Below are 22,082 nucleotides of genomic sequence, written 5' to 3'. Positions count from 1 at the left end.
GGGCGATCCACCACAGAGCGGAGGACTCGGAGAATGGCCGGCGCGATGCGCAAGATGGCGGTCTACCTCGGCCTCGTGGAGGACGACCGGTACGACAACCCGGGGTACGACCCCGACGACGAGTTCGAGCCCGAGCCGGAGATGGAACGGGCTCGGGAGCGGGATCGCCGACAGCAGCCCGTGCACCAATCGCCCATTTCGGACGAACCGGTACGAGCCGTACAGCCTCCGGCGCAGCGGGAGCCCATCCCAATTCCGGTGGAAAACGGACGTCCTGCGCGAATTGCCCCCGTGGCATCCATCACACCTGACCGCTCGAACCTGGAGAAGAACGCCCCCGTGATCATGCCCAAGGTCGTCTCCGAGCGGGAGCCGTACCGCATCACGACGCTGCACCCCCGGACCTACAACGAGGCCCGTACCATCGGGGAACACTTCCGTGAGGGCACTCCGGTGATCATGAATCTCACGGAGATGGACGACACGGACGCGAAGCGTCTCGTGGACTTCGCCGCCGGACTCGTCTTCGGTCTGCACGGCAGCATTGAACGCGTGACACAGAAGGTGTTCCTGCTGTCGCCTGCTAACGTCGATGTCACGGCGGAGGACAAGGCTCGCATCGCGGAGGGCGGGTTCTTCAACCAAAGCTAGACCGATCCGTCAGATACGGGACCGGGAACAGAGCGGGAAACGGGGAGAGGGAAGCGCGGGATGGGCGTCGCACTGCAGGTGGTCTACATCGCGCTGATGTGCTTCCTCATCGTGCTGATCTTCCGACTGGTCATGGACTACGTGTTCCAGTTCGCACGTTCATGGACACCCGGCAAGGCGATGGTGGTCGTTCTGGAGGCCACCTACACTGTCACCGATCCACCGCTCAAGCTTCTGCGGCGGCTCATCCCGCCGTTGCGTCTCGGGGGCGTGGCACTCGACCTGTCCTTCTTCGTTCTGATGATCATCGTTTACATCCTCATCAGTCTCGTCAGCGGTGCTGCGAGAAGCGTATGAACGATGAACTTCTCCGCGCGCGCGGGGACGATCCCGATACGGTCTTGCCGACTGCCGACGACTACGTAGAGGTGAAGAAGACATGCCGCTGACTCCCGAGGACGTGCGGAACAAGCAGTTCACGACCGTCCGCCTCCGAGAAGGCTATGACGAGGACGAGGTCGATGCCTTCCTCGACGAGGTCGAGTCCGAACTGACGCGCCTGCTGCGCGAGAACGAGGACCTGCGCGCCAAGCTGGCGGCCGCCACGCGTGCCGCCGCGCAGAACCAGCAGCAGCAGGGCATGCGCAAGCCGGAACCCCAGGACCAGCGCGGCCCCGGCGCCCCCGTGCCCGCGGCCATATCCGGCCCGCCGCAGCAGCAGATGGGCCCGCCGCAGCTCCCGGGCGGCCAGCCGCAGCTCCCGCCGGGCCCCGGCGGCCAGGGCCAGCAGGGCCCCGGCCCGATGGGCGGCCCCATGGGCGGCCCCATGCAGCAGCACCCCATGGGCGGACCGCAGGGCATGGGCCAGCAGGGCATGGGCCAGCAGCAGTCCATGGGCGGCCAGAACCCGCTCGGCCAGCAGATGCAGCCCATGGGCCAGCAGATGCAGCAGATGGGCCAGCAGATGCAGCCCATGGGTCAGCCGATGCAGCAGATGCAGCAGCAGCCGCAGCTCCCGCAGCAGGGCCCCGGTGGCGACAGCGCCGCCCGCGTCCTGTCCCTGGCGCAGCAGACCGCCGACCAGGCGATCGCGGAGGCCCGTTCCGAGGCCAACAAGATCGTCGGCGAGGCCCGGTCGCGCGCCGAGGGCCTGGAGCGGGACGCCCGCGCCAAGGCCGACGCGCTGGAGCGGGACGCGCAGGAGAAGCACCGCGTCGCGATGGGCTCCCTGGAGTCCGCCCGCGCCACGCTGGAGCGCAAGGTCGAGGACCTGCGGGGCTTCGAGCGTGAGTACCGTACGCGTCTGAAGTCCTACCTGGAGTCGCAGCTGCGCCAGCTGGAGACCCAGGCCGACGACTCGCTCGCCCCGCCGCGGAACCCGGCCGGTCCCGCACTGCCGCCGTCGCCGTCGCCCTCGATGGCTCCGGCCGGCGCGATGGGACACTCCATGGGTGGCCCCTCGATGGGCGGCCCGTCGCCCATGGGCGGCCCCTCCCCGATGGGCGCGGGCCCGTCGTACGGCGGCCAGCAGCAGATGTCCCCGGCGATGACCCAGCCGATGGCTCCGGTGCGGCCGGCTGCGCCGCAGCCGATGCAGGCGCCGTCGCCGATGCGGGGCTTCCTGATCGACGAGGACGACAACTAGGCGCCGCCGCCGTCTCTGCGGTCGGCAGCCGCGCACTCCGGGCCGGGCCCGAGGTTCCAAGGAACCTCGGGCCCGGCCCGTTCGCGTCCCCGTGCGGACCCGGCCCCCGGGGGCCGGCCCCCGGCCCCCCGCGCCTCAAACGCCGGCGGGGCTGAAAGACCGGGGCTCCGCCCCAGACCCCGCGCCTCAAACGCCGGCGGGGCTGGATGGTGCGGCGAGGCCGGATCTTTCAGCCCGTCCGGCGTTTGAGGACCGGGGCTCGGGGCGGAGCCCCGGGAAAGGGAGACGGCCCGCACCCCCGCGGACGGGGGCACGGGCCGTTCGGGCCTGCCGAGGGCTATGCCTTGCGGAGGCGGAACGTCAGGGAGAGGGGCTCGTCCGTGAACGGGTCACCGTACGCGGCGTCGGCCTCGCCGGACGCGAAGTCCGTGGCGAGGACCTCGTCCGCGATCAGGCCCGCGTGGTCCGTCAGGGCCGTCACGACCTCCGGGTCCGCGGAGGACCACCGCAGGGCGATGCGGTCCGCCACGTCCAGGCCCGAGTTCTTGCGGGCCTCCTGGATCAGGCGGATCGCGTCACGCGCCAGACCCGCCAGCCGCAGCTCCGGGGTGATCTCCAGGTCCAGGGCGACCGTCGCGCCCGAGTCGGACGCCACCGACCAGCCCTCGCGCGGGGTCTCCGTGATGATGACCTCCTCCGGGGAGAGGGAGATCTCCTCGCCGTTCAGCGAGATGACCGCCGAGCCGGACCGCAGGGCCAGGGACAGCGCCGCCGCATCGGCCGCGGCCACCGCCTTCGCCACGTCCTGGACACCCTTGCCGAAGCGCTTGCCCAGCGCCCGGAAGTTCGCCTTCGCCGTCGTGTCGACCAGCGAGCCGCCGACCTCCGACAGGGAGGCCAGGGAGGAGACGTTCAGCTCCTCCGTGATCTGGGCCTGGAGCTCGGGGGACAGCGCGTCGAAGCCCACCGCGCCGACCAGCGCCCGGGAGAGCGGCTGGCGGGTCTTGACGCCCGACTCGGCACGCGTGGCCCGGCCCAGCTCCACCAGGCGGCGGACGAGCAGCATCTGCTGCGAGAGCGTCGGGTCGATCGCCGAGGTGTCGGCGGCCGGCCACGTCGACAGGTGCACCGACTCCGGGACGTCCGGGGTGACCGGGACGATCATGTCCTGCCAGACCCGCTCGGTGATGAACGGGGTGAGCGGGGCCATCAGGCGCGTGACCGTCTCGACGACCTCGTGCAGGGTGCGCAGCGCGGCCTTGTCTCCCTGCCAGAAGCGGCGGCGCGAGCGACGCACGTACCAGTTCGACAGGTCGTCCACGAACGCGGACAGCAGCTTGCCGGCGCGCTGGGTGTCGTACGCCTCCATCGCGTCCGTGACCTCGGAGACGAGGGCGTTCAGCTCGGAGAGCAGCCAGCGGTCGAGGACGGTGCGGTCCGCCGGCGCCGGGTCGGCCGCCGACGGGGCCCAGTTCGACGTACGGGCGTACAGGGCCTGGAAGGCGACCGTGTTCCAGTACGTGAGGAGGGTCTTGCGGACGACCTCCTGGATCGTGCCGTGGCCCACGCGCCGCGCCGCCCACGGGGAGCCGCCGGCCGCCATGAACCAGCGCACCGCGTCCGCGCCGTGCTGGTCCATGAGCGGGATCGGCTGGAGGATGTTGCCCAGGTGCTTGGACATCTTGCGGCCGTCCTCGGCGAGGATGTGGCCGAGGCAGACCACGTTCTCGTACGAGGATTTGTCGAAGACGAGGGTGCCGACCGCCATCAGCGTGTAGAACCAGCCGCGGGTCTGGTCGATGGCCTCCGAGATGAACTGCGCCGGGTAGCGCTTCTCGAAGATCTCCTTGTTCTTGTACGGGTAGCCCCACTGCGCGAACGGCATCGAGCCCGAGTCGTACCAGGCGTCGATGACCTCCGGGACCCGGACGGCCTCCAGCGAACAGCCGTCCGCCGTGCAGGGGAAGGTCACCTCGTCGATGTACGGGCGGTGCGGGTCCAGGTTCGAGTGGTCCTGGCCGGAGAGCTCGCTCAGCTCGGCGCGGGAGCCGACGCAGGTGAGGTGGTTCTCCTCACAGCGCCAGATCGGCAGCGGGGTGCCCCAGTAGCGGTTGCGGGAGAGCGCCCAGTCGATGTTGTTGTTCAGCCAGTCGCCGAAGCGGCCCTGCTTGACCGAGTCCGGGAACCAGTTCGTCTTCTCGTTCTCCCGCAGCATCGCGTCCTTGACGGCGGTGGTGCGGATGTACCAGGACGGCTGCGCGTAGTAGAGCAGGGCCGTGTGGCAGCGCCAGCAGTGCGGGTAGCTGTGCTCGTAGGCGATGTGCTTGAAGAGCAGACCGCGCGCGTCGAGATCGGCGGTCAGCTTCTCGTCGGCCTTCTTGAAGAAGACGCCGCCGACCAGCGGGACCTCCTCCTCGAAGGTGCCGTCGGGGCGGACCGGGTTCACGACGGGCAGGCCGTACGCGCGGCAGACCGCGAGGTCGTCGGCGCCGAAGGCGGGGGACTGGTGGACCAGACCGGTGCCGTCCTCGGTCGTGACGTACTCGGCGTTCACGACGTAGTGGGCGGGCTCGGGGAACTCGACGAGCTCGAAGGGGCGCTGGTACGTCCAGCGCTCCATCTCCTTGCCGGTGAAGGTCTGGCCGGTGGCCTCCCAGCCCTCGCCCAGGGACTTCTCCAGCAGCGGCTGGGCGACGACCAGCTTCTCCTCGCCGTTCGTGGCGACGACGTACGAGACCTCGGGGTGGGCCGCGACCGCCGTGTTGGACACCAGGGTCCACGGGGTGGTCGTCCACACCAGCAGCGCGGCCTCGCCCGCGAGCGGGCCGGAGGTCAGCGGGAAGCGGACGTAGACCGAGGGGTCGACGACGGTCTCGTAGCCCTGCGCCAGCTCGTGGTCCGAGAGGCCGGTGCCGCAGCGCGGGCACCAGGGGGCGACGCGGTGGTCCTGGGTGAGCAGACCCTTGTTGAAGATCTCCTTCAGCGACCACCACACGGACTCGACGTACTCGGGGTCCATGGTGCGGTAGGCGTCGTCCAGGTCGACCCAGTAGCCCATCCGGGTCGTGAGCTCGGTGAACGCGTCGGTGTGGCGGGTCACGGACTCGCGGCACTTGGCGTTGAACTCGGCGATGCCGTACGCCTCGATGTCCTGCTTGCCGTTGAAGCCGAGCTCCTTCTCGACGGCGAGCTCGACGGGCAGCCCGTGGCAGTCCCAGCCGGCCTTGCGGGCCACGTGGTAGCCGCGCATGGTGCGGAAGCGGGGGAAGACGTCCTTGAAGACGCGGGCCTCGATGTGGTGCGCGCCGGGCATGCCGTTCGCGGTCGGCGGGCCCTCGTAGAAGACCCACTCGGGGCGTCCCTCGGACTGCTCCAGGGTCTTGGCGAAGGTCTTGCTCTCGCGCCAGAAGTCGAGGACCGCGTGCTCGAGGGCAGGCAGGTCGACCTGGGCGGGTACCGGGCGGTACTGCGGCGGTGTGGTCATGAGGCTGAACTCTTCCTCCGGCGGGGTGTCACTTCCGTCCGGAGGGACGAGAGCCGTTCTGGAGACTCCAGGACGCCTGCTCCCGCGGTACCACCCTCCTTGGCCGCCGGACGGATCCGGTGGCCCCCTCATTGGGGTGCGAAGCCGGTTCTACTCGCCGCACGGGGATCCGTGCCGGCTTTCTTCCGGCGGCTCAGGGGTGATCCTTCGCGTCGCGCTGGCCCCCGGGCTCTCACCGTCCCCGGGTCGCTCCTGGCTGCGTACGGCGCTACTCGTCCCCGTCCATGCCTTTCGCTGGGCCCAGTGTACGGGCCCGGGGCGTACGCGGCCGACCGGTTTGCGGGGGCCCGTGCGGGGGGCGGCGGCACGGCGTGGCGGGGGGCGCGGGCGGAGCGCGGCCGGGGGCACGGGACGGGCCGTCGGTGACCCGAATGGACCCGAGGCGCCGGTACGGACGCGGGTGGGGCGGGAGTGGCGGATTACCGGGGCTCCGGATGGGCACAACGGATGCAGGTTGACCTCGATGGATGCGTGCCCCGTTGCCGCGGGGCCGGTGTCGATTTATCGTTCCGGCACGATTCGCGAGCAATGATCACAGTATGTGAAGGGGCCGCGGCCATGGTGGCGAAGAAGACCGCCGGGAGTACTGCCAAGAAGGCTGTCGGGAAGGCCGCAGGGAAGGCGGAGGCATCCGAGGACACGGCTCCCGGCGGGAAGGCGACCGCTGCCGGGAAGAGCGCCGCCGCCACGAAGGCTCCGGCGAGGAAGGCCGCGGCGAAGAAGGCTCCGGTGAAGACGAACGCGGTGAAGAAGGCTCCGGTGAAGACGAACGCGGTGAAGACAACCGGGGCGAAGACGCCGGCGGTGAAGAAGGCTCCGGCCCGGAAGGCGCCGGCCGACAAGGCCACCGCCGTCAAGAAGGCGCCGGCCGACAAGGCGACCACCGTCACGAAGACGACCGCCGTCGACGAGCGGACGGGCGCGGCCAAGCAGGACGCGACCGAGGGGGCGGCGCACGCCGCGAAGAAGACGGGAGTCCCGAAAGTGGTTGCCAAGAAGAGCACCGGCACGGCGAGGAAGACGGCTGCGGCCGCCACCAGCGGGCTGCCCAAGGCGCGGGCCACGGCGGCCCTCAGCCCGGGCGAGCTCGCCGTACGGCCCGGCGAGGACCCCTGGACTCAGGCGGAGGTCGACGAGGCCCGCAGCGAGCTGACGAGCGAGGTGCTGCGGCTGCGCGCCGAGCTCGACGCCTCGGAGGTGGCGATCAGCGGCCTGATGCGGGATTCGGGCGACGGCGCGGGCGACGACCAGGCGGACACCGGCACCAAGAACATCACCCGGGAGTCCGAGCTGGCCCTCGCGGCGAACGCCACCTCGATGCTGGAGCAGACCGAGCGGGCCCTGGAACGGCTGGAGGCGGGCACCTACGGGCTCTGCGAGAACTGCGGGCAGCCCATCGGCAAGGCCAGGATGCAGGCCTTCCCGCGGGCGACCCTGTGCGTGGACTGCAAGCAGAAGCAGGAGCGGCGGCACTAGGCGCCGGCAGCGGGGCGCGGAATCAGGTGGAGGTGGGGCAGGCGGTGCGCGGGGGCCCTGACGTACCCTCGTGTCTCGTCAGGGTCCAGGAGGAGCCTGGTTCGAGCTAGTTCGAGGGACTCACGTGGCAGAGGCGGAGCGCATCATCGGTACGCCGGAGGTCGGGGACGACGCCCAGCCGGAGTCCGCCGTGCCCAAGGGGCGCCGGCGGATCGCGGCGCTGCTCGTCGTGGCGGTGCTCGCCTACCTGCTGGACCTCGGCACCAAGATGCTGGTCGTGGCGAAGCTGGAGCACCAGCCGCCGATCGAGATCATCGGTGACCTGCTGAAGTTCGAGGCGGTCCGCAACCCGGGCGCCGCCTTCGGCTTCGGCGAGGCGTTCACCATCATCTTCACCTGCATCGCGGCCTCCGTGATCGTGGTGATCGTGCGGCTCGCGCGCAAGCTCTACAGCCTGCCGTGGGCGATCGCGCTGGGCCTGCTGCTGGGCGGTGCGCTGGGCAACCTGACCGACCGGATCTTCCGTTCGCCGGGGGTGTTCCGGGGCGCGGTCGTCGACTTCATCGCGCCGGCCCATTTCGCGGTCTTCAACCTCGCCGACTCGGCGATCGTGTGCGGCGGCATCCTGATCGTCCTGCTCTCCTTCAAGGGCCTGGACCCGGACGGCACCGTCCACAAGGACTGATCGCGGGACGGGCGCGCCGTCGAGTCCTGCATACTCGACGGGTGAGTACGATTCCCGAGATCCGCACCCTGCCCGTTCCCGAAGGCCTCGAAGGCGAGCGCGTCGACGCCGCCATCGCCCGCATGTTCGGTTTCTCCCGGACGAAGGCGGCCGATCTCGCGGCCGCGGGGAAGGTGTCGGTCGACGGCAGTGTCGTCGGGAAGTCCGAGCGTGTGCACGGTGGCGCCTGGCTCGAAGTCGAGATGCCCGAACCGCCGCGCGCGGTCGAGGTGGTCGCCGAGCCGGTCCCCGGCATGGAGATCGTCCACGACGACGACGACATCGTGGTCATCATGAAGCCGGTGGGCGTCGCCGCCCACCCGAGCCCCGGCTGGACCGGCACCACCGTCATCGGCGGCCTCGCCGCGGCCGGCTACCGCATCTCCACCTCCGGCGCCTCCGAGCGCCAGGGCATCGTGCACCGCCTCGACGTCGGCACGTCCGGCCTGATGGCCGTCGCGAAGTCGGAGCGCGCGTACACCTCGCTGAAGAACCAGTTCCGCGAGCGGGTCGTGGACAAGCGCTACCACGCGCTGGTGCAGGGCCACCCGGACCCCATGAGCGGCACGATCGACGCGCCGATCGGCCGCCACCCCAGCGCGGACTACAAGTGGGCCGTGACCCAAGAGGGCAAGCCCTCCGTCACCCACTACGACCTGATCGAGGCCTTCCGCGCCGCCTCGCTGCTCGACATCAAGCTGGAGACCGGCCGTACGCACCAGATCCGCGTGCACATGTCCGCGCACCGGCACCCCTGTGTCGGCGACCTGACGTACGGCGCGGACCCGACCGTCGCGAAGCGGCTGGGCCTGGCCCGGCAGTGGCTGCACGCGGTGCGGCTCGGCTTCGAGCACCCGTCCGACGGCCAGTGGGTGGAGTTCGAGAGCGGCTACCCGGCCGACCTGCAGCACGCGCTGGACGTGATCCGGGCGGAGAGCGAGTGACCGCCGTCGGCTTCGAGGTGCGGGTCGCGGACTCCGAGGCCGACGTGGCGGCGTGCTTCGCCGTGCGGACCGAGGTGTTCGTGGTCGAGCAGTCCGTGCCGGAGTCGATCGAGTACGACGCGTACGACGCGGGCGCGGTGCACGTACTGGCCGTGGGGGCGGACGGGGAGCCGCTGGGCACCGGCCGGCTGCTCCACGGCTCTGCCGCGCGGGCCAAGACGGGCGACGACCCGGCGGTCGGCTCGCTGGGCCGGCTGGCCGTACGCAAGGCCGCGCGCGGGCTGGGCGTGGGCGTGGCCCTGGTCCGGGCGATCGAGGCCGAGGCGGCCCGGCTGGGCCTGACGGCCGTCGACCTCGGCGCGCAGACGCATGCGCTGGGCTTCTACGAGCGGCTCGGGTACGTGCCCTACGGGCCGGAGTTCCAGGACGCGGGCATCCCCCACCGTGCGATGCGGCGCCCCTTGCCGTAGCCCTGCGGCCCACCCTCCCGCACCCCGCGCCTCAATCGCCGGCGGGGCTCAAAGATCGGGGCTCCGCCCCGGACCCCGCGCCTCAATCGCCGGCGAGGCTCAAAGATCGGGGCTCCGCCCCGGACCCCGCGCCTCAATCGCCGGCGGGGCTCAAGATCGGGGCTCCGCCCCGGACCCCGCGCCTCAATCGCCGGCGGGGCTGGAGTGTGCCGGCGAGGCTGGAGTGTGCCGGCGGGGCTGGACTTCGGGCTCGCGAGTTCAGCCCCGCCGGCGTTTGAGGCGCGGGCGCGGAGCGCCGTAGGGGTGCGGGGCGGAGCCCCGGGGGGTTCGGGCCGGGCCCGACACGCGGGGTCGCCGCAGTCACCGCCCCGGCCAAGCGCAGCGGACTGGCAGGGTGGGGGAGTGGATCAGCTTGCTCTCCTCTTCGTGCTGCTGCTCGGCGCCGTGGTCATGGTGCCGCTCGGGGACCGGCTGGGACTGCCCGCGCCCGTCCTCATGACCCTCGGCGGCGTGGTCCTCGCGCTGGTGCCGGCCGTGCCGGAGGTCGAGGTCCCACCCGACTTCATCCTGCCGCTGGTGCTGCCGCCGCTGCTGTACGCCTCCGTGCAGCGGACCTCGTGGCGGCAGTTCGCCGCCAACGTGCGGCCCATCCTCCTGCTGGCCGTGGCCCTGGTGTTCGTCACGACCGCGGCCGTCGCCGCCGTCGCGTACACCGTGGTGCCCGCGCTGCCGCTCGCCGCCGCCGTCGCGCTCGGAGCGCTCGTGGCCCCGCCCGACCCGGTCGCCGCCACCGCGGTCGCCGGATCGCTCGGGCTGCCCCGCCGCATGGTGTCGATCCTGGAGGGCGAGGGGCTCTTCAACGACGTGACGGCGATCGTCCTCTACCACGTGGCGATCGGCGCGGCCGTGAGCGGCAGCTTCTCCTGGCCCGATGCGCTGGGGGAGTTCGTGCTGTCCGCGGTCGTCGCCGTGGTCGTGGGTCTGGCCCTGGGCTGGATCACCCACCGGCTGATGGGCCGGCTCGACGACGCCACCCTCCAGATCGGGCTGACGCTGCTGGTGCCCTTCGTGTCGTACGTGGTCGCGGAGGAACTCCGGGGGTCGGGGGTGCTGGCCGTGCTGACGACGGCCCTGTTCCTCGCCGAGTACGCGTCCGACGCCGACGACGTGCTGGGGCGCCTCGCCGGGCACACCTTCTGGGAGGTCGTGGACACGCTGGTCACCGGGGTGGCCTTCGGGCTGATCGGGCTGGAGCTGCACACCGTCTTCGGGACGGCGCAGGACCGCGAGTGGCAGATGGTCGGCTGGGCGGCGGTCGTCGTCGCGGTGGTGGTCGGCGTACGGCTGTTGTGGCTGCTGCCGGCCGGCTGGCTCGCGAAGAAGCTGCACCAGCTGCGCGACTACGACGAGGAGATCCCGCTGAGCTGGCGGGAGAGCGTGGTGATGTGGTGGGCCGGGATGCGCGGGGTGGCCTCGGTGGCCCTGGCCCTGGCCATCCCGCTGAAGACGGACTCGGGCGAGCCCTTCCCGGCACGGGACGAGATCATCTTCATCGCGTTCGCGGTGATCATGGCGACCCTGGTGTGCCAGGGGCTGACCCTGCCGTGGCTGGTGCGGCGGCTGGGCGTGGAGGCCGACACGGACGTGCGGCGGGACGCCGAGCGGCAGCTGGCGATCCGGGCCGCGAGGGCCGCGAAACGGCGGCTGAAGGAGATCGACGAGGCCGAGGAGCTGCCGGAGGACCTGGTCGAGCAGCTGACCCGGCGCGCGTACGACGTGGGGGCCAGGATCAGTCCGGACATGGTGGACGAGGAACGGCGCGAGGCGTACGCGAAGCGGGTGCAGCGGCTCCGCGACATCCAGCGGATCCAGCGGGAGATGATGTCGGCCGCCCGCCACGAGGTGCTGGCCGCCCGCAGCGAACCCGGCTCCGACCCGGAGGTCGTCGACCGGGTGCTGCGCCATCTCGACGTACGGAGCCTGCGCGCTCCCTAGCCCACGGCCCGATCCCGGGTGCGGAGGAACCCGGCGTGACCACCGCGCGGACCGGGACGGTGTGCGGTGTGGTGTCCGTCACGGCCAGGCCGCCGCCGCGGCCGTCCCACTCCGGGAGGCCCGTCAGGATCTGCTGGAGCTGTTCCCGCATCAGGTCGAGCGGTGCGCTGTGCTCCAGGTGCCAGAAGACCGTGCCGGCCCTCTACGCGCCGCCGCGCGACCGGCGAGGGCGGGGCGAAGGAAGTTCTCCCTCTCCATGGGAGGAACGGAGCGGGAAGCGGTCCGCGGGCACCTTCCGTTCGGGGGCTGGCACGATGGAGGCATGAACATCATGCTTTTCCACTCGACGTACGGGCTGCGGCCCGCGGTGCACGCGGCGGCCGACCGGCTGCGCGCGGCCGGGCACCAGGTCCAGGTGCCGGATCTCTTCGGGGGACGCACCTTCGAGACCGTCGAAGAGGGCATGGCCCACCGGGACGAGATCGGCCGGGACGAGCTGCTGAAGCGCGCGGTGCTGGCCTCCGCCCCCCACTCCGACCAGGGCCTGGTCTACGCGGGCTTCTCCTTCGGCGGCTCCGTCGCCCAGCACCTGGCGATGGCCGACGAGAAGGCGCGCGGGCTGCTGCTCCTGCACGGGACGGCGGACCTGGAGGAGGACGCCTCGGTGGACGGGCTGCCGGTGCAGCTGCACATCGCGGACCCGGACCCCTTCGAGCCGCACGACTGGCTGACCGCCTGGTACCTGCGGATGCAGCGGGCCGGGGCGGACGTGGAGGTCCACAGTTACCCGGGTGCCGGGCACCTGTTCACGGACCCGGAGCTGGACGACTACGACGCGCAGGCCGCGGAGCAGTTGTGGAAGGTCGCGGTCGGCTTCCTCGACAGCCTGTAGGGGTCACGGGAAAGGGCACGGCCGGCGGATGCCGGGCCGTGCCCTTCGTCGTGGCGGGGGGTCAGCCCGCGCGGTACGCCGTCCAGCTGCTGCTCATCCGGGCCACCTGGCCCGAGGTGAACTGGTACATGCAGGAGTCGTACGTGTAGTCCATGAAGTTGTGGATCGGGTCCACGCCGGACTTGCTGGTGCAGCTGTCGCGGCCGGTCGGGCACTCGAAGGCCGCGGTCTTCTCGGCCGGGGTGTCGGAGACGTAGTCGCCGTTGCCGTTACAGCCGCCCTGGAAGGTGTGGTAGAGACCCATCCAGTGGCCGACCTCGTGGGTCGCGGTGTCGCCCTCGTTGTAGTTGGCGGCGGAACCGCCCGGCAGCGAGGAGTCGAGCACGACCACGCCGTCCATCTTGGGGCTGGAGGCGTAGGAGGTCGGGAAGGTCGCCCAGCCGAGGAGGCCGCCCGAGAGGTTGGCGGTGTAGAAGTTCAGCGCGCCGGGGCCGCCCTTGCGCAGGGTGTTCTTCATGTCCTTCTCGGCCGTGGAGCCGTCGGCCAGGTTGTACCAGCCGGCGTTGTCCGTGTAGTCGGTCCCGGCCAGGGTGAACTGGAAGTTCGTGTTGACGTTGCCGGTGCCCTGGCCGCCGTAGGCCGCGTTGAGGACCGCCAGCTGGTTGTTGATCTGGGTGGACGTCAGCTTTCCGGTGTTCCCGGAGTGGATCACGTGGAAGTAGACCGGGATGGTCGTGGCGGCCTCGGCGGCGCGCAGGCTGCGCTGCGGCTGGTTCTTGAGGGCCTTGTCCAGCTTCGACTTGAGGTCGGCGTCCATGACCTGGGCCTGCGCGTCGGTGATCGCGTTGGGCTCGTTCGCGTGCTCGTCGTGCACGCGGCTCACGCGGGCGTTGGCGGCGCCGCCGGCGGCGGGCTGCTCGGCGCACTGCTCGGCGGGGGCCTTGGCCGCGGCGAGCGTGGTGGGGGCCGCGAGCGGGGTGAAGGCCAGGGTTCCGGCCAGAACCGCCGTGCCCATCAGGCGGCGGCGAAGAAGGGGGGATATGCGGGCATTCGCGCGCACGTGTGCTCCTCGCGGGTGGGGGGTGGTGGGGGGTGATGGCCTGAAGGATCTTCTTCAGCTGGCGGGAAGCTTATGTGTGCATGACATATTCAGGTCAAGTGTTGTGCGTAAAAGATTTGTTGCCGGAAACGCACATGGGGCCCCTGGTATGAACCAGGCGCCCCATGCGACGAGATATTTGACGGTCAATCAGATGATTCAGTGGACGGGCTGGTACGCCCGTTCCACCTTCTGCGTCCCGTTCAGGGTCCGGTACGAGCGGGTCCACGCGGTGGTGGCGTCCTGCCGCCGCTTGTCCGACACCACGTAGTAGTCCATCTGCGAGCGCTCCGCCGTCACGTCCAGGACGCCGTAGCCGTGCGCGTCCATGTCGAGCCACTTCACGTGCCAGTTGGCGGCCTTGACGGCCGTCTCGGCGACCAGTGAGGCGGTGTCCGCGGGCACGTGCAGGAGGTCGTCGATGTTGTCGGAGGTCACCGACGTGACGACGAACTCGGTCGCGGCGGTCCCCGAACCCGGGTACGTGGCCGTGTTCAACGGGACCTCGTTCGCCCACGCCATGTGGATGTCGCCGGTCAGGAACACGGTGTTCTTGACGTTCCGGTCCCTCAGGTGGCCCAGCAGCTCCTTGCGGTCGTCGGTGTACCCGTCCCACTGGTCCACGTTGACCGCTATGCCCCCCTCGGGCAGACCGAGCAGCTTCGCCAGCGGCGCCAGCAGGTGCGCGGGCAGCGAGCCGAAGGCCACCGGCGAGATCATCACCGAGGTGCCGACCAGCTTCCAGGTCGCGTTGGAGCCCGTGAGGCCCGACTTGAGCCAGTCCAGCTGGGCGCGCCCGGTGATGGTGCGCTCCGGGTCGTCCACCGCGCCGCTGCCCACCTTGGCCTGCTGCGAACGGAAGGACCGCAGGTCGAGCAGGTGCAGATCGGCGAGCGTGCCGAAGCGCAGCCGCCGGTAGACCGTGCCCGCGACGGAGGCGCGTACGGGCATCCACTCGAAGTACGCCTGCTTGGCGGCGGCCGCGCGGGCCGCCCACTCGCCCTCGGCGCCCGGCGTGTGGTTCTCGGCGCCGCCGGCCCAGGTGTCGTTGGCGAACTCGTGGTCGTCCCAGATGGCGATGACCGGGTGCGCGCGGTGCAGCGCCTGGAGGTCGACGTCCGTCTTGTACTTGCCGTGCCGCGTGCGGTAATCGGCCAGCGAGACGATCTCGTGTTCCGGCTCGTGCCGGCGCACGACGTACTTCGCCTCGGGGTACCCCCCGGTCTGGTACTCGTAGACGTAGTCGCCCAGGTGCAGGATCGCGTGCAGATCGGTGCGGGCGGCCAGGTGGCGGTACGCGGAGAAGTAGCCGGCCTCCCAGTTGGCGCAGGAGACCACGCCGAAGCGGACCCCGGAGGTCGTCACGTCGTGGCCCGGGGTGGTCAGCGTGCGCCCGACGGGGGAGACGGCGGAGCCGGCGGTGAACCGGTACCAGTAGGGCGTCTGCGGCTGCAGCCCCCGCACGTCCACCTTGACGGTGTGGTCGCCGGCGGCGCTCGCCGTGACGGTGCCGGAGCCGACTATATGGGAGAAGGCCTGGTCGGAGGCCACCTCCCAGCCGACCTGGACGGCCGGGCCGAGGCCGGAGCCGGGCACGGCCTCCGGGGTCGGGGTGACGCGGGTCCACAGCAGGACCCCGTCGGGCAGCGGATCGCCCGAGGCGACGCCGTGCAGGAAGGCGGGCGCGCCCTGCGTCGCCGCGTGGGCCGCCGAGGCGCCGAGCGAGGTCAGCGGGGCCAGCGCGGCCGTGGCCGCGGCGGCGAGAACGACCGTACGGCGACGGGGAGTCGCCACGGTCTGAGAAGGGATGAGATGACTGGTCACGACCGGTCACATTACCGACGGGTACACCCGGGGGAACAGACGGGGGAAGGCAACGGGCGGGCGAACTCCGGGAGTTCGCCCGCCCGTTGGCGCGGCCTTCCGGGAAGCGTGTCCCGGAATGTCCGGGGATCAGCCCTGCAGGGCCTTGTCGATCGCGGCCGTGAACAGCTCCGCCGTCTGCGGGGTGTCGATCTTCTTGCCGTCCATCTTCAGCGTCGGGGTCCCCGTCACGCCGGACTTGTTGAAGGCCTTCGACATGTCCATGGCCCACCGGTCATAGGTGCCGTCCTCGACGGCCTTCTTGAACTCGGCGTTGCCCTTGAGCGCCGGAACCGTGTCCGCGACCTTCAGCAGGTACTCGTCCTTGGCGAAGCTGTCGACGGTCTCCTCGGGGTGCTGCTCCTTGGAGTACAGGGCGGCCTTGTAGTCGAGGAAGGCCTGCGGGCTGACGTTCAGCGCCGCGCCCAGCGCGCTCAGCGCGTTCTTCGAGCCCTCACCCTTGACCGCGTTGTCGATGAAGGTGGCGCCGATGTACCGGAGCTTGTACTTGCCCGCGTCGACGTCCTTCTTGATCTGCTCGCCGGCCGCCTGCTCGAAAGCGGCGCAGGCCGGGCAGCGCGAGTCCTCGTACAGCTCCAGCGTCTTCTTGGCCTCGGGCTTGCCGATGACGACCGTGGTGCCGTCCTCGCCCTCGGTGTTCTTCGGCTTGACCAGCTCGGCCTTGGCGGCCTTCTCCCAGTGGTCGGGCTGGTTCATCTGCACGACCGCGTAGCTGACGGCGCCGATCAGGCCGAGCCCGGCGAGGACGGCGCCCGCCACGATCACCTGGCGGCGCACCTTGTCCTTCTTGGCCTGGGCCTCGCGCTCGGCGCGCAGACGCTCGCGGGCCGCTGCCTTGTTCGCCTGGCTGTTGCGTGAACTCATCGTGATCTCCGTGGGGTGTGACGTGTCAAAGGGGGATGCCTTACGTGCGTCAGGCGCGCGCGAGCGCGCCGAGCACGGGAGGTCCCCGCCGACCCACGGAGTGCGCGGGGAATCGCGTACGGGCCCCGGTGCCCGCGCGGCCCGGCCGCGGCGTCCGCCGCGCCGGACGGGAGGCGGCCGCCACCGAGGCCGCCGCCAGCAGCAGCGGCCGGAACGCGAAGGCGGCCACCGCCCGCAGCAGCCGCCCCAGGGCCCGCTCGCCGTGGCGCAGCCATGCGGCGGCGAGCAGTCCGACCGAGACGTGGGCGCCGAGCAGCAGCCAGGGCGTCCACGGCCCGGGCGCCGCGAGCAGCGCGGCCGGATCGGTGACGGGCCCGGCCACCTCGGTCAGCGGCCCGCCCACGGGCGTGCCCCCGCACAGCTCGTCCAGGCCCATGGCGCGCAGCGGACCCGAGACGGGGCCGCCGGCCGGGCCGTAGCAGAGGTGCTGGCCGGAGGTGAAGACGGTGTCGGCGGCCAGTTCCAGCGGAACGAGCAGCCCGGCGATGGGGCCGAAGCCCCGCTCGCGGCCCGCGAGCGCGTAGGCGATCACGAACACGGCGGCGAAGGCCCCGCCCACCAGCGCGGGCGGCAGCGGGACGCGGGACATGAGGACGTGCGAGCCGGCCGAGAGCAGCACGACGAGCGCGCTGAACAGCGCGGCCCGCAGCCCCCGAAGACCCACTCCTGAGATGTCCATCGCCGCGAGTCTGCCATGCGTCCCTGTGAAAGCCGCGTTCAGGCCCTGGTCGCGGGCACGAACTACGAGGTCAGACGCCCGTTGCGGAAAAGGTCCACGAAGATCTGGTGGTCGGCGCGGGCCCGGGCGCCGTACGCGTGGGCGAAGTCCACGAGCAGCTCCGCGAAGCCCTCCTCATCGGCCGCGATGGCCGCGTCGATGGCCCGCTCGGTGGAGAACGGCACCAGGGAGTGCCCGCTCTCGGCCTCGTCGGCCGCCGCGTGCATGGTCGCCGTCGCCCGGCCCAGGTCCGCGACCACGGCCGCGATCTCCTCCGGGTCGTCCAGGTCCGACCAGTCCAGGTCCACCGCGTACGGGGAGACCTCGGCCACCAGCTGTCCGGCCCCGTCCAGCTCGGTCCAGCCCAGCCACGGGTCGGCGTGGGCCTGCAGGGCGCGCTGGGAGATCACCGTACGGTGCCCCTCGTGCCGGAAGTACTCCCGCACCGCCCGGTCCGTGATGTGCCGGGACACCGCGGGGGTCTGCGCCTGCTTGAGGTAGATGACGACGTCGTTCTCCAGGGCGTCGCTGTGCCCCTCCAGCAGGATGTTGTAGGAGGGCAGGCCCGCCGAGCCGATGCCGACGCCCCGGCGTCCCACCACGTCCTTGACGCGGTAGGAGTCGGGCCGCACGAGGGACTCGTCGGGCAGGGTCTCCAGGTACCCGTCGAAGGCGGCCAGCACCTTGTAGCGGGTGGCGGCGTCCAGCTCGATGGAGCCCCCGCCGGCGGTGAAGCGGCGCTCGTAGTCCCGTGTCTCCGTCATGGAGTCCAGCAGGGAGAAGCGGGTGCGGGAGCGGGCCGAGCGCAGCGCGTCCAGCAGCGGGCCCTCGGCGGTGTCCAGGGTGAAGGAGGGCACGTCGTCGTGCTTGGCCCCGGCCGCGAGGCGGTGGATCCGCTCCCGGTAGGCGACGGCGTAGATCCGCACCAGCTCGCTTATCTGGTCGTCGCTGAGCGCCTTGGTGTAGCCGATCAGGGCGACGGAGGCGGCGAAGCGCTTCAGGTCCCAGGTGAAGGGGCCGACGTAGGCCTCGTCGAAGTCGTTGACGTTGAAGATCAGCCGGCCGTTGGAGTCCATGTACGTGCCGAAGTTCTCGGCGTGCAGATCGCCGTGGATCCACACCCGGCCCGTCCGCTCGTCCAGGTACGGGCCGCCGTGCCGGTCCCGCTCCAGGTCGGAGTAGAAGAGGCAGGCCGTGCCCCGGTAGAAGGCGAAGGCGGAGGCCGCCATCTTCCGGAATTTGACCTGGAAGGCAGCGGGGTCGGCGGCGAGCAGCTCACCGAAGGCGGTGTCGAACACGTCGAGGATCTGCTCGGCGCGCTGCTCGTCTGTCGTCTCGGTAACCGCCATGGCGGATGCCTCCTGGTGGTGCGGGGCGGATCGGTGTCGATCGCATTCCGGACAGGTGTGTCCTTGGTTCTGCAACGCACGACCGTACCCGTCGGTGCCCGTGGATTGTCACCCGGTCGACGTAGGATTCAGAGCTGCCCCCTCTCTCCCCTCCGGAGGACTCACACCGTGACCAAGCCGCCGTTCACGCACCTGCACGTCCACACCCAGTACTCGCTGCTGGACGGTGCCGCGCGGCTGAAGGACATGTTCAACGCGTGCAACGAGATGGGCATGACGCACATCGCCATGTCCGACCACGGCAACCTGCACGGCGCGTACGACTTCTTCCATTCCGCGAAGAAGGCCGGCGTCACCCCGATCATCGGCATCGAGGCGTACGTCGCCCCCGAGTCCCGGCGCAACAAGCGCCGCATCCAGTGGGGCCAGCCCCACCAGAAGCGCGACGACGTCTCCGGTTCCGGCGGTTACACCCACAAGACGATCTGGGCGGCGAACGCCACCGGCCTGCACAACCTCTTCCGGCTGTCCTCCGACGCGTACGCCGAGGGCTGGCTCACGAAGTGGCCGCGCATGGACAAGGAGACCATCTCCAAGTGGTCGGAGGGGCTCATCGCCTCCACCGGCTGCCCCTCCGGCGAGCTCCAGACGCGCCTTCGCCTCGGTCAGTTCGACGAGGCCCTGAAGTCCGCCTCCGAGTACCAGGACATCTTCGGCAAGGACCGGTACTTCCTGGAGCTGATGGACCACGGCATCGAGATCGAGCGCCGGGTCCGTGACGGCCTGCTGGAGATCGGCAAGAAGCTCGGCATCCCGCCGCTCGTGACGAACGACTCGCACTACACGTACGCCAGCGAGGCCGGCGCCCACGACGCCCTGCTCTGCATCCAGACCGGCAAGAACCTCTCGGACCCGGACCGCTTCCGTTTCGACGGCTCCGGCTACTACCTGAAGTCGACCGACGAGATGTACGCCATCGACTCCTCGGACGCCTGGCAGGAGGGCTGCGCCAACACGAAGCTGGTCGCGGACCAGATCGACACCGAGGGCATGTTCAAGTTCCGGAACCTGATGCCGAAGTTCGACATCCCGGAAGGCCACACCGAGGTCAGCTGGTTCCGTGAGGAGACCATGCGCGGCATGCACCGCCGCTACCCGGGAGGCATCCCGGAGGACCGGATGAAGCAGGCCGAGTACGAGATGGACACGATCATCTCGATGGGCTTCCCGGGCTACTTCCTCGTGGTCGCCGACTTCATCATGTGGGCCAAGAACCAGGGCATCGCGGTGGGCCCGGGCCGAGGCTCCGCGGCCGGCTCGATCGTCGCGTACGCCATGGGCATCACCGACCTCGACCCGCTCACCCACGGTCTGATCTTCGAGCGGTTCCTGAACCCCGAGCGCGTCTCGATGCCCGATGTCGACATCGACTTCGACGAGCGCCGGCGCGTCGAGGTGATCCGGTACGTGACCGAGAAGTACGGCGCCGACAAGGTCGCCATGATCGGCACGTACGGCACCATCAAGGCGAAGAACGCGATCAAGGACTCCGCGCGCGTCCTCGGCTACCCGTACGCCATGGGCGACCGGCTCACCAAGGCCATGCCCGCCGACGTCCTCGGCAAGGGCATCCCGCTCTCCGGCATCCTCGACCCCTCGCACCCCCGCTACAGCGAAGCGGGCGAGATCCGCTCGATGTACGAGAACGAGCCGGACGTGAAGAAGGTCATCGACACCGCGCGCGGCGTCGAGGGCCTGGTCCGCCAGATGGGCGTGCACGCCGCCGGCGTGATCATGTCCAGCGAGACGATCACCGACCACGTACCGGTCTGGGTGCGGCACACCGACGGCGTCACCATCACCCAGTGGGACTACCCGAGCTGCGAGTCGCTCGGCCTGCTGAAGATGGACTTCCTCGGCCTGCGCAACCTCACGATCATGGACGACGCCGTCAAGATGGTGAAGGCCAACAAGGGGATCGACATCGATCTCCTGGCCCTCCCGCTCGACGACCCCAAGACCTTCGAACTGCTCGGCCGTGGTGACACCCTCGGCGTCTTCCAGTTCGACGGCGGGCCCATGCGCTCCCTGCTGCGCCTGATGAAGCCCGACAACTTCGAGGACATCTCCGCCGTCTCGGCCCTGTACCGGCCGGGCCCGATGGGCATGAACTCGCACACGAACTACGCCCTGCGCAAGAACAAGCAGCAGGAGATCACCCCGATCCACCCGGAGCTGGAGGAGCCCCTCGAAGAGGTGCTCGCGGTCACCTACGGCCTGATCGTCTACCAGGAGCAGGTCCAGAAGGCCGCCCAGATCATCGCCGGGTACTCGCTCGGCGAGGCCGACATCCTGCGCCGCGTGATGGGCAAGAAGAAGCCCGAGGAGCTGGCGAAGAACTTCGTCATCTTCCAGGAGGGCGCCAAGAAGAACGGCTACTCCGACCAGGCCATCCAGGCCCTGTGGGACGTCCTGGTCCCCTTCGCCGGCTACGCCTTCAACAAGGCGCACTCGGCCGCGTACGGACTGGTCTCGTACTGGACCGCCTACCTCAAGGCGAACTTCCCGGCCGAGTACATGGCCGGTCTGCTCACCTCGGTCAAGGACGACAAGGACAAGTCCGCGATCTACCTGAACGAGTGCCGGCGCATGGGCATCAAGGTGCTCCCGCCGAACGTCAACGAGTCCGAGCCCAACTTCGCCGCCCAGGGCGACGACGTGATCCTCTTCGGGCTCACCGCGGTGCGCAACGTCGGCCAGAACGTCGTCGAGTCGATCATCAAGACCCGCAAGGCCAAGGGGAAGTTCTCCAGCTTCCCCGACTTCCTGGACAAGGTCGAGGCCGTGGTCTGCAACAAGCGGACCGTCGAGTCGCTGATCAAGGCCGGCGCCTTCGACGAGATGGGCCACACCCGCAAGGGCCTGGTCGCCCACCACGAGTCGATGATCGACAACGTGGTCGCGGTCAAGCGCAAGGAGGCCGAGGGACAGTTCGACCTCTTCGGCGGCATGGGTGACGAGGGCGCGAGCGACGAGCCGGGCTTCGGCCTCGACGTGGAGTTCTCCGACGTCGAGTGGGAGAAGTCCTACCTGCTCGCGCAGGAGCGCGAGATGCTCGGCCTCTACGTCTCCGACCACCCGCTCTTCGGCCTGGAGCACGTGCTCTCCGACAAGACGGACGCCGGAATCTCCCAGCTGACCGGCGGCGAGCACTCCGACGGCGCGGTCGTCACCATCGGCGGCATCATCTCGGGCCTCCAGCGCAAGATGACCAAGCAGGGCAACGCCTGGGCCATCGCCACCGTCGAGGACCTGGCCGGCTCCATCGAGTGCATGTTCTTCCCCGCGACCTACCAGCTCGTCTCCACCCAGCTGGTCGAGGACACCGTCGTCTTCGTCAAGGGCCGCCTCGACAAGCGCGAGGACGTCCCCCGCCTGGTCGCCATGGAGATGATGGTCCCCGACCTCTCCTCGGCCGGCACCAACGCCCCGGTGGTCCTCACCATCCCCACCGTCAAGGTCACCCCGCCGATGGTGACCCGTCTGGGCGAGATCCTGCGCCACCACAAGGGCAACACCGAGGTGCGGATCAAGCTCCAGGGGCCGCGGACCACCACCGTGCTGCGCCTCGACAAGCACCGCGTGCAGCCCGACCCGGCCCTCTTCGGCGACCTCAAGGTGCTGCTCGGGCCGTCCTGCCTGGCCGGATAGCGACACGCGCACCGGCGCCGCACCTACGGAAGGGCCCGCCCGGCACCACCGGGAGG

16 protein-coding genes are annotated in these 22,082 nt (G+C 70.4%); 10 read left to right on the top strand and 6 right to left on the bottom strand.

Going from position 1 to position 22,082, the window contains the following annotated elements; translation table 11 throughout:
* The first annotated feature begins 33 nt into the window (after positions 1-33).
* From ACZ6JT_RS07925 to ACZ6JT_RS07915, 3 genes are all read left to right on the top strand, one after another.
* On the top strand, positions 34-651 hold the full coding sequence (locus tag ACZ6JT_RS07925) for a cell division protein SepF (protein WP_362813176.1): 618 nt from the start codon (positions 34-36) through the stop codon (positions 649-651).
* A gap of 60 nt (positions 652-711) precedes the next feature.
* Positions 712-1,008: a YggT family protein gene (locus ACZ6JT_RS07920; protein WP_469208433.1), complete on the top strand. Its 297-nt coding sequence runs from the start codon at positions 712-714 to the stop codon at positions 1,006-1,008.
* An 82-nt stretch (positions 1,009-1,090) separates the two neighbouring features.
* A complete protein-coding gene (locus tag ACZ6JT_RS07915; RefSeq protein WP_365478717.1) occupies positions 1,091-2,296 on the top strand; it encodes a DivIVA domain-containing protein in 1,206 nt (401 codons plus the stop codon).
* 337 nt (positions 2,297-2,633) lie between these two features.
* Here the strand turns inward: ACZ6JT_RS07915 and ileS are convergent, their stop codons facing one another.
* A complete protein-coding gene (gene ileS, locus ACZ6JT_RS07910; protein ID WP_469208431.1) occupies positions 2,634-5,780 on the bottom strand; it encodes an isoleucine--tRNA ligase in 3,147 nt (1,048 codons plus the stop codon).
* A 588-nt stretch (positions 5,781-6,368) separates the two neighbouring features.
* Between ileS and ACZ6JT_RS07905 the strand changes: the two genes are divergently transcribed.
* From ACZ6JT_RS07905 to ACZ6JT_RS07880, 6 genes are all read left to right on the top strand, one after another.
* Entirely contained in the window at positions 6,369-7,316 is a 948-nt protein-coding gene (locus ACZ6JT_RS07905) for a TraR/DksA family transcriptional regulator (protein ID WP_469208429.1), read from the top strand.
* A gap of 124 nt (positions 7,317-7,440) precedes the next feature.
* Positions 7,441-8,001 carry a signal peptidase II gene (lspA, locus tag ACZ6JT_RS07900; protein WP_030707323.1) on the top strand — a complete coding sequence of 187 codons (561 nt, stop codon included), beginning with the start codon at positions 7,441-7,443 and terminating at the stop codon, positions 7,999-8,001.
* A gap of 41 nt (positions 8,002-8,042) precedes the next feature.
* Positions 8,043-8,984: an RluA family pseudouridine synthase gene (locus ACZ6JT_RS07895; RefSeq protein WP_469208426.1), complete on the top strand. Its 942-nt coding sequence runs from the start codon at positions 8,043-8,045 to the stop codon at positions 8,982-8,984.
* Positions 8,981-9,454 (top strand): GNAT family N-acetyltransferase, encoded by a 474-nt coding sequence (locus ACZ6JT_RS07890; protein ID WP_469208424.1) that lies wholly within the window; start codon positions 8,981-8,983, stop codon positions 9,452-9,454. The genes ACZ6JT_RS07895 and ACZ6JT_RS07890 overlap by 4 nt, the downstream gene beginning before the upstream one ends.
* A 402-nt stretch (positions 9,455-9,856) precedes the next feature.
* On the top strand, positions 9,857-11,449 hold the full coding sequence (locus tag ACZ6JT_RS07885) for a Na+/H+ antiporter (RefSeq protein ID WP_469208422.1): 1,593 nt from the start codon (positions 9,857-9,859) through the stop codon (positions 11,447-11,449).
* A gap of 322 nt (positions 11,450-11,771) precedes the next feature.
* Positions 11,772-12,341 carry a dienelactone hydrolase family protein gene (locus tag ACZ6JT_RS07880; protein WP_469208420.1) on the top strand — a complete coding sequence of 190 codons (570 nt, stop codon included), beginning with the start codon at positions 11,772-11,774 and terminating at the stop codon, positions 12,339-12,341.
* Positions 12,342-12,402: 61 nt separating this feature from the next.
* Here ACZ6JT_RS07880 and ACZ6JT_RS07875 read toward each other — a convergent pair whose 3' ends face one another.
* The 5 genes from ACZ6JT_RS07875 to ACZ6JT_RS07855 all read right to left on the bottom strand — a co-directional run bounded on the left by ACZ6JT_RS07875 (position 12,403) and on the right by ACZ6JT_RS07855 (position 18,315).
* On the bottom strand, positions 12,403-13,356 hold the full coding sequence (locus tag ACZ6JT_RS07875; RefSeq protein WP_469209578.1) for a zinc metalloprotease: 954 nt from the start codon (positions 13,354-13,356) through the stop codon (positions 12,403-12,405).
* A gap of 243 nt (positions 13,357-13,599) precedes the next feature.
* The gene (locus tag ACZ6JT_RS07870; RefSeq protein WP_469208418.1) at positions 13,600-15,234 is read right to left on the bottom strand and encodes an alkaline phosphatase D family protein; all 1,635 of its coding nucleotides are present in this window, start codon (positions 15,232-15,234) and stop codon (positions 13,600-13,602) included.
* Positions 15,235-15,393: 159 nt separating this feature from the next.
* Positions 15,394-16,188, bottom strand: coding sequence for a DsbA family protein (locus tag ACZ6JT_RS07865; RefSeq protein WP_469208416.1), 795 nt, complete (start codon positions 16,186-16,188; stop codon positions 15,394-15,396).
* A gap of 49 nt (positions 16,189-16,237) precedes the next feature.
* Positions 16,238-16,927 carry a hypothetical protein gene (locus ACZ6JT_RS07860; protein ID WP_469208414.1) on the bottom strand — a complete coding sequence of 230 codons (690 nt, stop codon included), beginning with the start codon at positions 16,925-16,927 and terminating at the stop codon, positions 16,238-16,240.
* A gap of 62 nt (positions 16,928-16,989) precedes the next feature.
* Entirely contained in the window at positions 16,990-18,315 is a 1,326-nt protein-coding gene (locus ACZ6JT_RS07855; RefSeq protein ID WP_469208411.1) for a DUF2252 domain-containing protein, read from the bottom strand.
* A 168-nt stretch (positions 18,316-18,483) separates the two neighbouring features.
* Here ACZ6JT_RS07855 and dnaE point away from each other — a divergent pair, with 168 nt between their 5' ends.
* Positions 18,484-22,026 carry a DNA polymerase III subunit alpha gene (dnaE, locus tag ACZ6JT_RS07850; protein WP_469208409.1) on the top strand — a complete coding sequence of 1,181 codons (3,543 nt, stop codon included), beginning with the start codon at positions 18,484-18,486 and terminating at the stop codon, positions 22,024-22,026.
* Positions 22,027-22,082 lie beyond the last annotated feature (56 nt).

Source organism: Streptomyces sp. NPDC046308 (genome assembly GCF_055588065.1).
The sequence above is the reverse complement of the archived record's forward strand: the minus strand, read 5'-3'. Positions and strand labels throughout refer to the sequence as shown.